A 13,148-nucleotide genomic window follows, 5' to 3' on the forward strand; every position below is an offset into this window, starting at 1 on the left:
AAAACGCTTGGTTTAGTGTTTTAGCTGACGAGAAACTGCTTTTTTCAACCTCAACCATTGAATTTTCATCAGTGCTTTATTATGAGAAGCTTGTTGTTGCGTTGTCTTTGTATACTGGTGTTGCATATATATTTGTGTGACTTGATTAAATGGCTGATGCAACGAATTGGGAAGTTTGCGTTCAACACTATTGGCAAAATCTAGAGGCCCTTGGGATTTTGGTCTGTAAATATGTAACTTAGCTAACAGTTTTTCTGATTTTTGATAATATTGGCTAATATAATCACGTTTTCTACCACGTAACGATGGCACAAAGAAAAATGCTAATAGTAGCCCAATTAAGCCAATCACACTTAATCCAAATAGAGCTAATTTTTTGGGGGTTAATTCTCCAATCAATGATTTAATCAGATCTTTTTGAGCGCTTTTATCGAAACCCAAAATCCATTTTGTCCACACAAAGTCGATATCCTGTAGAAACAGTCTTACATCTGTTAACCAAGCAATGGAGCTAAAACCGTCGAGAGAAAACGGTGAATCTATCAACTCTGCAGCCTCTTCTATCGCAGTTTTCAAACCAAATGTCACCCTATTAGGGGCAACAATGGCTGTGGGATCATATCGTTGCCAACCTTTGTCAGAATGCCAAGCTTCAATCCAGGCGTGGGCATCATATTGATATACACTCATGTAATCTTGCTCACGCATTTCGCCTCCTTGATAGCCGGTTACTAGGCGCGCAGGAATATCTGCTAGTCGTAAAATATATGCCATCGCTGAAGCATAGTGGGAGCAAAACCCCTGTTGTTGTTCAAATAAAAAAGTATCTACTGGATTTGATTGCATCAAGGGGGGCTGCAAGGTGTATTCAAAGGGTTGCTCAGCAAAAAAAGCGAGCACTTGGTTTATGAATTCTTGATCATTGGGAAATTGACGTCTTAAATTTTTAACCCAGCGCTGAGTTTCTGGGTTCCCTGAATCAGGGCGTTGGGTATTAATTCGATGATCGACACTATAGAGGGCTTGGTTTAGTGGAGCGTCAGGGTATGAACGTAATGAATATTGAAAATTACTCACCAATGCGGTGTTACTGGTTAATTGGTACTCATGACTTTGCCAAATTTGGTTCGCGCTTTGAGGGCTATCAGGCACACCAATATCGATGCTATATAACCAGTTTTGATGAGTCGGCTCGGTGATGATTTGATAACTGAAATAGCGGCCACTTAGTACTGGCTTGAATTCTTTATTGTATTGCTTGTATTGACGCTGGATCGCTTTACGTTCTGGCGATACTCGCCAGGTTTTACCATCAAATTCTTCCATCACTATGGCACGCCAATAGCGTTCTTGCGGTAAGGGGATATTGCCACTAAACGTGACTCTGAATGCTAAATCTGCACTTTGAGATAGTTGCGCTATATCACCGGGAGTAACTTTTTCCGCGAGTCCAGTTTGATGGGATTTAGAGGTCGGCATTTGCCACAAAGGTCCAATTTTAGGTAAAACAATGAATAACAAAACGGCAATAGGCAAGGCTTGTACACCCATGACGGCGATGCGTTTTAGGTTTTTGTTAATTCCCAGGCTTGGACTAATATGGCATGCCAAAGAAAGTAAAAGGAGCAATGTCAGGACTAAATAGAAAAGGCTAAAACCGATACTATTTTGAAAGATAAAACCACAACCAATTAAAAAGCCACAGCAAGTGATTAATTGATAATAATCTTTAATACTTCGCAGTTGCATCAATTTTAACGAACAAGCCAAAACAAGTAGGTTTATCATGCCCAAGAGCACACCAAGCTGCAAACTAAAATAGGCTAGTACTATTGCACTTAATAGCGCCAGAAGGTTTAGTGTGCGCACTGACGGTGCATGTTTGTGTAAGTCCAAGTACAAGGCACTACGCATCACTACGGCACAAACGACTAAAATCAAAATCCAGCCCATCACAGGCGCTAGTAAACTCAAGCTAATACATAAAAAGACCAGAGTTAGAATGATATGAGCATGATTTTTAGAAGAAGATATCATGCATTTACACCTTTTAAGTACGGCGAGTGCAGAGCTAACGCTTTCAAACAGGCATTTTGATGCTCTGTGCCACTACTGGGCTCAATTTTAAGGTTGCCTAAATCCAGCCCAAATGTGCTGTTGTTTCGTGTTAATTCAATCACTTGAAAGCATAGCTCGCTAAGCTTTTGTTCTATATCCGCAGCGCGTAATGAGGCCAACATTAACCAACCTGTAGCCCCAGATTGATTAGAAAACTGCTTAGAGATCATGCCTTGGCCTTTCGCCACTTGTTTCCATGCTACGTGATAAAGAGGTTCCCCCTGTTTATATGGGGCTAAACTATCAAAGTCATCATGGCCTTTAGCTGTTGAATCTGCTTCATTTACCTCCGCCGAATCATCTTTACTGATTAACCGCACTTTACTCGCCAGCGGTTTCGGGTAAATCAGAATATCTGATACAAATGCCAGATGAGTCCAACAACTGATTAAACCAAGTGGGTAGGTGCTGGTAAGTGTCACTCGAGGTAACTTTAATTTGCCTCTAGCTTCACAATCCAAAGGCAGGTAAACCGGATAAGTAGAATCGTCCAAGTCAATATTTACACTATGTTTTAATTTCCAAAAGTTGAGCTTGAGAAGTCCGTTAGAAACGCGTTTATTGTTGTGGATCCATATGGGAATTTGCAGCTTTTCGCCGGCAAATCCATGTTTTACCTTGCCCAATTGAACTTCCAACTTGGCAAAATTAAGATAAGCGATAAAAAGGTTTAATAGGAACAGAGAGAGTAAAAAATAACATAAGAATATCATCAAGTTATTTTGGTAATTACTTCCTAAAATAAACAAGCCAAGACATAAGAGTAGGAATAAACCACCAAAGCGTGAAGGAAAAATGAAAATACTTCGGTAATTTAATTTATATTTATGCGCTTCAGGAATTCGCTTATTTAGCCACCTTTCAGCCACAGCTTGCCATCCAAACATATTAAGCTGCCAAGGGATCAATGGCTTCTAATAAGCGATCACTCAAGCTTGTTTGTCCATTAAAGTCGGACAAGGCCGCACGCATGCGGTGTTCTGCAACTGACGGCAACACTGCCTGTATATCCTCAGGGATCACATAATCTCTACCATGCAAAAATGCCCATGCTTTAGACGCTTGTAAAAGGGCTTTACTTGCTCGCGGCGATAGTGGGTTAGGGAAACCTTCGTTCTCTCGACTGTGGGTAACTAATTTAAGGATGTACTCTAGAATCGCATCAGATACGTTAATTTTCATCACCTGCTCTTGCATTTGAATAAAAGTGGCAATGCTTAAGCTAGGCTGAGGTGTTTTATTGACATTAATATTCTGTTCTAAAAGCATGGTTTTTTCAGCTTGCCAATCTGGATAGCCTAATTGAATGCGCATTAAAAAACGATCAAGTTGAGATTCTGGTAAAGGGTAGGTACCTGACTGATGCATAGGGTTTTGCGTTCCAATGACAAAAAATGGGGTGGGTAATGTTCGTGTTTCCCCATCTAAACTTACTTGTTTTTCTTCCATTGCTTCTAATAACGCACTTTGTGTCTTTGGACTCGCGCGATTAATTTCATCGGCGAGAATCAATTGGTTAAAAATAGGCCCAGGGTGAAACTGAAACGATTGCTTTGTGCTATCGAAAATATTTAAACCAAGCATATCGGCGGGTAACAAATCTGACGTAAATTGGATGCGTGAAAAATCTAATCCAAACACGCGTGCAAGGGCGTGGGATAGCGTTGTTTTACCCATGCCAGGTAAATCTTCAATTAATAAGTGGCCATTAGCTAATAAACAGGTAAAGGCTAATTTAATTTGTTTGGGTTTGCCAATGACCTGTTGTGATACTTGATTCATGGCATCTTGCAATTGTGGATGCATAGTTAGCAATACCTTGTTTTTTATTTTAGTATTTGAAACGTAATACTCACTTACCTTAATTTTAGACTATGGGATGCACAGTGTAACTCTTGGGGTTAATACACAGGTATAAATCCAATTATATTTTTGATCTTTAGACCTAAAAAATAACAAGGTATGTCAGTAATAAGTAGCAAATACAGCGAACTAGAAAAGAGAAGTGAATTTTTTACTGAAAAAAAAATATCATTCGTCCTATAATAGTGCCACTTTTAAATAGCAGTTATTAGAAAAATGAAAACGATTACTATCGACGATGAACTATATGGATTTATTGCCTCTCAAACTAAGCATATCGGTGAAAGTGCTTCAGATATCTTGCGTCGAATTTTGATTGACGAGTTAGGGTTAGAAGCAGGGGAGAACCCCAATGTCGACGTGTCTAAACCTGCAGAAGTGAATAGAGAAGTTAAAGATATAAATAAAGTTAAAAAAGCCCGAGATGCTCAGGCAAACGCACAAACAACCGGTGACGAAGTGGTTGATGCAAGTTCGTTGTTCGACTTGTTAAATCAAGAAACTTTCGATCAGCCCATGAGTAAAGTTGAACGTTTTTTAAAGATGCTAGGTGCATTGCATCAAACTCATCCAGAACGTTTTAACGCTGTATTGGAAATAAAAGGTAAAGGTCGACTCTATTTTGCGACCGATAAAAAGAAATTGTTAGAGTCAGGCAGCAGCACCAATCCAAAACAAATCCCAGGTTCTGAATATTGGGTAGTCACGAATAACAATACTGAGAAAAAATGTACTATGCTAACTAATACCGCTGCTTTGTTAGGGTATTCTAAAAGCAATTTAGAACGCTTAAGTAAAATATTTAAAGCGTAACTCACTAAAACTCACTACTAGGATTATTATGGCAATTCATCCACAGGCAGGACAGCCGGCCGCTCCAGAACAACTAGTCAATGTTGCGCGTTTAGTCAGCGCTTATTATTCCAATAAACCGAATCTAGACGACCCAACACAAGCTGTGTCCTTTGGTACCTCTGGTCATCGTGGTAGTGCTTTTTTAAATACATTCACAGATGTGCATATTGCGTCTATATGTCAGGCATTAGCTGAATACCGAAGCAATCAAAATACCACTGGCCCCATGTACATCGGTATGGACACCCACGCATTATCAGAGCCTGCTTTTATTACAGCAGTAGAAGTTTTAGCGGCGAATCAGGTTAACATGATTGTGCAACAGGCCCGTGGATATACACCTACACCTGTGGTTTCCCACGCTATTCTTAATTACAACCGTGGTAAGCAATCGGGGTTAGCCGATGGTGTGGTAATTACGCCTTCCCATAACCCACCTGAAGATGGTGGGTTTAAATATAATCCCACTCATGGTGGTCCTGCCGACGGGGATGCGACTAACTGGATCCAAGATAGAGCGAACAGCATTATTGCCGCTGGGTGCTCCGAAATTAAACGAATGGACTTTGATTCGGCGATGAAATCGGAGTTTGTTCAAGAAGTCGATTTGTGCGAACAATATGTAAACGAACTCGATCAAGTGGTGGATCTAAAAACCATATCCGAAGCAGGATTGAGCCTTGGGACCGATCCCTTAGGTGGGGCGGGGTTAGGCTACTGGGATAAAATAGCTGATAGATATAACCTGAATATTAAGGTGGTGAACAATAAAGTTGATCAACAATTTGGATTTATGCACCGTGATAAAGACGGCAAAATTCGCATGGATTGTTCTTCTCCTTATGCCATGGCTGGTCTCATAGAGCTTCGTCAAGACTTCGATGTGGCCTTTGGTAATGATCCCGATTTCGACCGTCATGGAATAGTCACTAAAACAGCAGGCCTAATGAACCCTAATCATTACCTAGCAGTAGCGATTAACTACCTTTACCAACACCGCAGTGATTGGCCGAGCCATTTGAAAATTGGCAAAACCCTAGTTTCCAGCAGCATGATCGACCGAGTTGCTAAATCCCTAGGGCGAGAGTTGTCAGAAATGCCGGTGGGCTTTAAGTGGTTTGTACAAGGCATGCTAAACAGTGAGTTTGGCTTTTCTGGGGAGGAAAGTGCCGGTGGTATTTTCTTACGCAGAAATGGACAGCCTTGGGCAACCGATAAAGATGGTATTATTCTATGTTTATTAGCGGCCGAAATTATGGCGGTTACGGGCAGCGACCCTGGTGAACATTATCAAAAGTTAACAGAGCAGTTCGGTTCACCATGTTACAAGCGCATTGATGTTGCTGCCAGCCATGAGCAAAAACAAGTGTTAAGCAAAATGGATAAATCGGTGATTACTTCTACTCAACTAGCGGGTGAAAAAATCAACAACATTCAAACCCATGCGCCAGGCAACAATGCTGCTATTGGTGGGGTGAAAGTAAGTACCGAAAATGGTTGGTTTGCCGCTCGTCCTTCCGGCACAGAGAACGTTTATAAAATCTATGCAGAGAGTTTTAATGGTGAAACACACCTAGATAGTCTTCTAAATGAAGCGCAAAATTTAGTAGATGGCGTGTTTAAATCGAAAAGTGTTTAAAAAATGTGTTTATTGTGTTTTTAATTTGTTAATGATGGCCGATTTTTTATAAAAAAATCAATTAAAAGCTTTAAATTAACAATTTATTAACAGAATTGATTGGAATTTCCTGCTACAACTACGGTCATAATATGAGCTGTAATTTTATTACAGCTTTTAGATTGAATTGTTAGTTGTAATAGTGGGAAGTTCTGTCATGCCAAAAGTTAATCTTAAAAGCAAAGCCTTAGATGAGCCAGAGAAGCTCAGTAAGAGTGATATTAAAGATTCAATTGTCCGTCACCTCCATTGTTCTTTGGGGACAGATGAAAATAAAGCCAACAATCATGCATGGTGGAAAGCGGCTTGCGCTGCTGTACAAGAACAAGTCCTCGAGCGTTTACGCCGTACTCAAAAATCCCATTATTTAAACGATACTCGTGCGGTACATTATTTTTCCGCCGAATTCTTAATGGGTCGTTTAATGTCGAATAATTTGCATAATTTAGGCTTATTTGAAGTGACAGAACAAGCCCTTCAAGAATTGGGCGTTAGTCTTACTGATGTGATGGAAGAAGAACCTGATATGGCACTCGGTAATGGCGGGCTGGGGCGTTTAGCGGCCTGTTTTATCGACTCCCTTGCAACTATGGACCTGCCCGCTGTTGGTTATGGTATTCACTATGAAAATGGGTTGTTCCGTCAGGAAATTAAAAATGGTGTGCAAATCGAACGGCCAGATAGTTGGCGAGATTATGGTAATCCTTGGGAAATATGCCGCCCTGAATCTATTCAAGAAGTACCATTATTTGGCTATGTAGAAACTAAATACGGTGAAAATGGACGTATATTAAAAGAGTGGCACCCTGGTTCTATTGTAAAAGGTATTCCTTGGGATATTCCAGTGGTTGGTTTTGGCGGTAAAACCGTCAACGTTTTACGCCTATGGCAAAGCCAAGCTTCAGGTTATTTTAACTGGGATGTATTCAATGCTGGTGGCTACGTTGATGCCCAATCAGAAAATGTGCAAGCCGAAACCATTTCTAAAGTTCTATACCCTAATGACGAAACCGAAGCAGGTAAAGAGTTGCGCTTAATTCAGCAGTACTTTTTTTGTGCCTGTTCACTTAAAGACATTATTCGGCGCTACAAACGCGCTCATGGGGATGATTGGAGCCGTTTTTCTCAACAAGTTGTTATTCAGTTGAATGATACCCATCCCGCCATCGCGATCCCAGAATTAATGCGTATTTTGGTGGATCGCGCCGAACTGGATTGGGATGATGCATGGAAAATTTGTCATCAAACCTTCGCTTATACAAATCATACTTTATTGCCTGAGGCGCTAGAGAAGTGGCCAGCAAGAATGATTGAAAAAATATTACCTCGTCATTTGGAGATTATTTACGAAATTAATTCTCGCTTTTTAGCCGAAGTTGAAAAAAAGTGGCCTGGTGATAATAAGATCAAGCAAAAGTTGTCAATTATTGAAGAGGGCAGCGACAAAATGGTGCGTATGGGGAATTTATCCGTCATAGGCTCATTCGCGGTTAATGGGGTGGCTGAGATCCATTCCAAGTTAGTTAAAAGCAATTTATTTCCAGAGTTTGACCAGATGTGGCCTAACAAGCTTACTAATGTAACCAATGGCATTACTCCCCGTCGATGGCTAAAAGCGTGTAACCCGAAATTATCAGCATTGATAGACAAAAAAATTGGTACTGACTGGCCACTGCACTTAGATAAATTAAAAGGCCTTGAGAAGTTTGCAAAGGAAGCTAAGTTTCAAAAAGACTTTATGAAAATCAAGCTTAATAATAAAGTTGCCCTAGCCACTGAAGTGAAAAATTTAACCGCAATTGAAATTGATCCTAAAGCTATTTTTGATGTTCAAATCAAACGATTACATGAATATAAACGTCAACATCTAAATTTACTGCACATCATGGCGTTATATCGCAGGCTATTGGAGAACCCCGACTACGACATGCATCCGAGGGTTTTTCTATTTGGTGCTAAAGCCGCTCCGGGCTATAAGCTAGCCAAAGATATTATTTACGCTATCAATATGGTTGCAGAGCGTATTAATAACGACGAGCGAGTGAATCAAAAATTAAAAGTCGTGTTTTTGCCCAATTATCGGGTGAGTTTAGCTGAAAAAATGATCCCTGCAGCAGACGTATCTGAGCAAATTTCAACGGCGGGTAAAGAAGCGTCAGGCACAGGTAACATGAAGCTATCATTAAATGGTGCTTTGACTATTGGCACCATGGATGGCGCGAATATTGAGATTGCCGAAGAAGTGGGGGATGAGAATATCTTTATCTTTGGTTTAACCGTAGAAGAAGTTGAGCAGTTGCATGCGCAAGGTTACAACCCTTACGATTATTATTATCAAAACTCCGAACTTAAGGCGATTTTAGATTGGTTGGAAACCGACTATTTTACCCCTGGTAAACCTGGAGCCTTATCTTCGTTGAAGCATAGTTTGCTTGAAGGCGGTGATCCTTATTTAGTGTTAGCAGATTTTGAAGCCTATTCAAATGCGCAAAAAGAGGTGGATAAGGCGTATCGAGACACTAAAGAGTGGGCGCGTATGGCCATTCTAAATTGTGCCAGAATGGGCAAGTTTACGTCGGACCGTTCCATACAAAATTACGTCGATCGAATTTGGAAACTAGACGCTTGTGAGGTAGAACAAGGCTTCTAAGTAAATAGTTTAAGTGAAGGCAAAAATAGACCCTGACTAAATTAACTCTTTGATGAACAAAACAGCGAATACGCTAGGAAAAGGCTCAATTATGTAATTGAGCCTTTTCAATTGTACCCAGATACGTATAGAATCTTATTAATCGCCTAGCAGGGTGCCTAATAAGAAAAATAATATGGGTCAGGCTCATCAGACGTTAGCAACAATTCCAAATAGATATGCGTTTTTAGATCGTATCGATGAAGCGGTGAAGCGCGATAACAAGTTATCTTTAATGTTAATTGATGTCGTGCGCTTTTCAGACGTTAGCAGTTCCCTTGGTTACCAAGTCGGCGATTTTATTTTGTTGGCTATCGCTAATCGCATTAAGTATTTATTTGGACGAGAAATTTTATTCGGCAGAATGAGTGGGGACATATTTGGGATCGTGATCCCTGGTCGCCATGGTGATAGACAATTGCGTTTCCATTTTGATCACTTAGTAGAACATTTCAAAACGCCCATAAACTTTGACGGCCATGCGTTTATTGCAGACTTTAACGTTGGTGCAGTGGCGAATGAACCAGATAATCAAGATACTATTAAGTTACTGGCTGCCGCCGAGTCCGCGTTAAAACAAGCCAAAGAAAATAAGTACGAGAATTTACATATTCTCAATATGAGCCAAAAAGGCCAAAGTGGTCGTTCTTTAGCGTTAAAAGCCGATTTGAAGCGGGCATTTCAAAATAATGAATTAGAGATTTATTTCCAACCTAAAGTTAGTTTAAAAACCTTGAAAATAGTTGGGGCAGAGTGCCTTTTAAGGTGGAACCACCCTTTAGACGGTGTGTTATTTCCTGGCGCTTTAATCGAAGCCGCTGAATCGTATAATATGATGAATGAATTGGGAAACTGGACCTTAGAAAGAGCGTTTCAAAGTGCACTGGATTTTAAACAGCAAGGGATCGATATTGTCTTGTCGGTTAACATGTCACCCACTCAGTTATACGACTTTAAGTTTATTCCCAAGCTGCGAGAGTTGCAGAAACGCTATAATATCGATTTAAACTGCTTAGAACTTGAACTAACCGAAGACGTAGCACTTTCTAATTCGTTGATGGTTAAACGTCAGTTGTCAGAAGCCCGAGGGTTGGGAATGCGAGTATCTGTAGACGATTTTGGTAAAGGCTATTCGAATTTAGCCTATATTCGTGATTTGGCTTTAGATGCGATAAAAATAGATAAAACATTCGTACTGAGATTGGAAGAAAACCCAGTCAACTTGGCTATTATTCAAGCCGCCCAAGTGATTGGAAGAGCGCTAAATTGTGACATAGTAGCTGAGGGCATTGAAACCTTAGAACAAATGCATATGTTGCGCGAAATTGGTATTGAGTGCGGACAGGGATTTCTCTTTTCCAAAGCGATTCCACAAGGTGATTTTGTTCACTTGTATCATACAGATTTAATAGTGGGAACGTCACAGCCATTTATGTCCAGACCTGCTTAAACCCAGTGTGTCTGGTTTGTAACTTGGCAACTAGCTAGCTGCCATTATTTATAACATTAAGAGGTTATATGTTAGTTGAGAGGCTCACCTTATCAGGTCAATTTCTGGCGCTTTCCAGAACCGAACCTCAATTATTTAATCAGCCCACTGAGTTTGTGTTAGCCAATGGTGTCATCGTCAATATAACTAGCCCGGGGATCATTCAGTTTACCCCAGTGGGTTCCTCTCGAAAGGATATAGTGTTGTCTTGTGGCGTTCACGGGAACGAAACAGCACCCATTGAAATATGCGATGATTTGGTATCACAAATTCTTCGTTTAGAACTCAACCCTCAACATCGACTTTTGGTTATTTTTGCCAATTTACCGTCAATGGATATTGAAAAGCGTTTTGTAGAAGAAAACTTAAATCGATTGTTTAGCGGTGCTCATGCTACCTCTGCCGGCGGGAACAACGTCGAACGGCAGCGGGCAAAAGAGCTGGAGCAAGTGGTAGCAGATTTTTATACTCAAGGAGGGAGTGCTTCAGAGCGTTTACATTACGATTTGCACACTGCTATTCGGGCGTCTAAAAATGACAAATTTGCGGTATACCCATTTTTGCATGGTAAGCAACACAGCCTTGAACAGCTGGCGTTTTTATATGCTTGTGGGGTGAACACTTTTTTACTCTCTGAAAGCCCCACTACTACTTTTAGTTATTATTCATCTCACCAGTTTGGCGCTCATGGGTTTACCGTTGAATTAGGAAAGGTTCAGCGATTCGGTGAAAATGATATGTCTAAATTTGTCGCCGTTAGAAAGACCTTAACTGATCTTATCGTCAAAAAAGAATTGAAATTACCTGAATTTTCGCCCCGGAAATGTTTTATTTATCGAGTGAATCAGGTCATCAATAAGCATCAAGCAGATTTCAAATTACACTTCGATACTGATACCCCAAATTTTACTGACTTTGAAAAAGGATATTTGTTAGCCTCTGAAACGGGCGCGGAATACCGCTGTGAGTTTGATAATGAAGCCATTGTTTTTCCAAATGAAAACGTGGCAATTGGACAACGGGCACTGTTAACAGTAGTCGCAACAAAAATATAAGGAGAAAGCATGCATAATGCTGATTTCCAACTCGACCCACAATTAGCCAAAGACTGCTTTGAGGTATGTGATTTACCTCTGAGTAAAATTTTACTATTAAACGATCTTCAATACCCTTGGTTTATCCAAGTGCCCCGGGTTAACAATGTCTCTGAGATTATTGACTTGAATGAAACTCAGCAAAGTCAGCTTTGGTATGAGTCTAAAATTCTGAGTGAATCTATCAAACATGTATTTCAACCTTTTAAATTGAATATAGCAGCCCTCGGTAATATGGTTTCGCAACTGCATATTCATCATATTGCCCGATTTCAAAACGATGTCGCCTGGCCTAAGCCCGTGTGGGGAGTTGCAACCCCTAAGCATTATGAAAGTGCGGATTCAACGACTTTAATGGACAAAATGGCCACTTTATTAGGAGAAAAAATATGTTAGTGACAACCACAAATAACTTAGATGGTAAGAAAATTGAGCATTATTACGGTGTGGTAGTAGGCGAAGCAATAATGGGGGCGAATATACTCAAAGATATTTTTGCTTCAATACGTGACATAGTCGGAGGGCGTTCGGGATCCTATGAACAAGAATTGACTAAAGCCCGCAAAATCGCATTTACTGAATTAACCGAAGAAGCTCGAATGATGGGCGCTAATGCAGTGATTGCAGTTGACATTGATTATGAAGTTATTGGTCAAAATGGCAGTATGCTTATGGTGAGTATTTGCGGAACTGCGGTAAAATACGTCGATTGAATAAGATTTTGTTAGTGAGTTTTCCACCATTTGTCATTCACTTCCATGATGCCATTTTGGGTGAGTAAGTCGCGAGCAATGACACAATCTTGTTGATTTAAAAACTCTCCTAGCTTAATGCTGATTTTCTCATCAGTTAACATCATTTGTAGTCGGTCATATGCATTTTCTGCCTCTATGACTGACAAGTGTGTTTTTCGCCTTTCAAACTGCCATTTAAATACGGGCTGTTTGACACCACATTCTATCTGAACCTTATCTGGGTTAATGGTAATGACTTGTTGGCTGTAACAACGCCGATTGACTTTATGCATTAAAAAAGCAAGTAGTGCGACTTCAAAACCCGCGAAGGGCAAAATTAACCAAATCCCCAAGAATGCCCAAATTATCGCAATTAACAGGACAAATACTGTTATCAGCAATACGACTAATTTTATCTCCTTCCAACTGGCTGAACAATTTGGACTTAAGGTGATAATGGTGTGCTTATTTTGAGTAAAGTGTTTAACCATGGCTAATAATGACTAGGGCCTGTTGATCTTTCGTGATTGGTTTTTGAGCGGCATGGTAAAGAGTTATAATTTGTTTCGCCAAAAATAAACTAACAACTCAATACCATGCCGAGACTAATGCTAACTGATCAGCGGTG

The 13,148-nt window shown here is 40.3% G+C and carries 11 protein-coding genes; 7 read left to right on the forward strand and 4 right to left on the reverse strand.

The window, feature by feature from the left end; translation table 11 throughout:
- Positions 1-12: 12 nt before the first annotated feature.
- From ACYVIL_RS14895 to ACYVIL_RS14905, 3 genes are read right to left on the reverse strand one after another with little or no spacing between them, the layout of a single operon-like run.
- On the reverse strand, positions 13-2,037 hold the full coding sequence (locus ACYVIL_RS14895; protein ID WP_460313159.1) for a transglutaminase family protein: 2,025 nt from the start codon (positions 2,035-2,037) through the stop codon (positions 13-15).
- Positions 2,034-3,005, reverse strand: a complete 972-nt coding sequence (locus tag ACYVIL_RS14900; RefSeq protein ID WP_460313161.1) for a DUF58 domain-containing protein — start codon at positions 3,003-3,005, stop codon at positions 2,034-2,036. The genes ACYVIL_RS14895 and ACYVIL_RS14900 overlap by 4 nt, the downstream gene beginning before the upstream one ends.
- A gap of 1 nt (position 3,006) precedes the next feature.
- Entirely contained in the window at positions 3,007-3,924 is a 918-nt protein-coding gene (locus ACYVIL_RS14905) for an AAA family ATPase (RefSeq protein WP_460313163.1), read from the reverse strand.
- Positions 3,925-4,197: 273 nt separating this feature from the next.
- Here ACYVIL_RS14905 and seqA point away from each other — a divergent pair, with 273 nt between their 5' ends.
- The 7 genes from seqA (at position 4,198) to ACYVIL_RS14940 (ending at position 12,499) form a co-directional block, all read left to right on the forward strand.
- Positions 4,198-4,794 carry a replication initiation negative regulator SeqA gene (seqA, locus tag ACYVIL_RS14910; RefSeq protein WP_303476966.1) on the forward strand — a complete coding sequence of 199 codons (597 nt, stop codon included), beginning with the start codon at positions 4,198-4,200 and terminating at the stop codon, positions 4,792-4,794.
- 28 nt (positions 4,795-4,822) lie between these two features.
- The gene (gene pgm, locus ACYVIL_RS14915) at positions 4,823-6,475 is read left to right on the forward strand and encodes a phosphoglucomutase (alpha-D-glucose-1,6-bisphosphate-dependent) (RefSeq protein WP_460313166.1); all 1,653 of its coding nucleotides are present in this window, start codon (positions 4,823-4,825) and stop codon (positions 6,473-6,475) included.
- Between the two features lie 196 nt (positions 6,476-6,671).
- Positions 6,672-9,164, forward strand: coding sequence for a glycogen/starch/alpha-glucan phosphorylase (locus tag ACYVIL_RS14920; RefSeq protein WP_460313168.1), 2,493 nt, complete (start codon positions 6,672-6,674; stop codon positions 9,162-9,164).
- A 175-nt stretch (positions 9,165-9,339) separates the two neighbouring features.
- On the forward strand, positions 9,340-10,653 hold the full coding sequence (locus tag ACYVIL_RS14925; protein WP_460313170.1) for a putative bifunctional diguanylate cyclase/phosphodiesterase: 1,314 nt from the start codon (positions 9,340-9,342) through the stop codon (positions 10,651-10,653).
- Positions 10,654-10,721: 68 nt separating this feature from the next.
- Entirely contained in the window at positions 10,722-11,747 is a 1,026-nt protein-coding gene (astE, locus tag ACYVIL_RS14930; RefSeq protein ID WP_303476960.1) for a succinylglutamate desuccinylase, read from the forward strand.
- Positions 11,748-11,756: 9 nt separating this feature from the next.
- The gene (locus ACYVIL_RS14935; protein ID WP_460313173.1) at positions 11,757-12,182 is read left to right on the forward strand and encodes an HIT domain-containing protein; all 426 of its coding nucleotides are present in this window, start codon (positions 11,757-11,759) and stop codon (positions 12,180-12,182) included.
- Positions 12,176-12,499, forward strand: coding sequence for a heavy metal-binding domain-containing protein (locus ACYVIL_RS14940; protein WP_216050300.1), 324 nt, complete (start codon positions 12,176-12,178; stop codon positions 12,497-12,499). Before ACYVIL_RS14935 ends, ACYVIL_RS14940 begins: the two co-directional genes overlap by 7 nt.
- 11 nt (positions 12,500-12,510) lie before the next feature.
- Here the strand turns inward: ACYVIL_RS14940 and ACYVIL_RS14945 are convergent, their stop codons facing one another.
- Positions 12,511-13,011: a DUF2244 domain-containing protein gene (locus ACYVIL_RS14945; RefSeq protein WP_303476955.1), complete on the reverse strand. Its 501-nt coding sequence runs from the start codon at positions 13,009-13,011 to the stop codon at positions 12,511-12,513.
- Positions 13,012-13,148: the final 137 nt, after the last annotated feature.

The organism is Aliiglaciecola aliphaticivorans (assembly GCF_054782055.1).

What these genes read in the sequence shown, in the direction of transcription:
- astE (WP_303476960.1), top strand. Translation starts at nt 10,722, where the DNA reads ATGTTAGTTGAGAGGCTCACCTTATCAGGTCAATTTCTGGCGCTTTCC.
- ACYVIL_RS14945 (WP_303476955.1), bottom strand. Translation starts at nt 13,011, where the DNA reads ATGGTTAAACACTTTACTCAAAATAAGCACACCATTATCACCTTAAGT.
- pgm (WP_460313166.1), top strand. Translation starts at nt 4,823, where the DNA reads ATGGCAATTCATCCACAGGCAGGACAGCCGGCCGCTCCAGAACAACTA.
- ACYVIL_RS14940 (WP_216050300.1), top strand. Translation starts at nt 12,176, where the DNA reads ATGTTAGTGACAACCACAAATAACTTAGATGGTAAGAAAATTGAGCAT.
- ACYVIL_RS14920 (WP_460313168.1), top strand. Translation starts at nt 6,672, where the DNA reads ATGCCAAAAGTTAATCTTAAAAGCAAAGCCTTAGATGAGCCAGAGAAG.
- ACYVIL_RS14925 (WP_460313170.1), top strand. Translation starts at nt 9,340, where the DNA reads ATGGGTCAGGCTCATCAGACGTTAGCAACAATTCCAAATAGATATGCG.
- seqA (WP_303476966.1), top strand. Translation starts at nt 4,198, where the DNA reads ATGAAAACGATTACTATCGACGATGAACTATATGGATTTATTGCCTCT.
- ACYVIL_RS14900 (WP_460313161.1), bottom strand. Translation starts at nt 3,005, where the DNA reads ATGTTTGGATGGCAAGCTGTGGCTGAAAGGTGGCTAAATAAGCGAATT.
- ACYVIL_RS14905 (WP_460313163.1), bottom strand. Translation starts at nt 3,924, where the DNA reads ATGCATCCACAATTGCAAGATGCCATGAATCAAGTATCACAACAGGTC.
- ACYVIL_RS14935 (WP_460313173.1), top strand. Translation starts at nt 11,757, where the DNA reads ATGCATAATGCTGATTTCCAACTCGACCCACAATTAGCCAAAGACTGC.
- ACYVIL_RS14895 (WP_460313159.1), bottom strand. Translation starts at nt 2,037, where the DNA reads ATGATATCTTCTTCTAAAAATCATGCTCATATCATTCTAACTCTGGTC.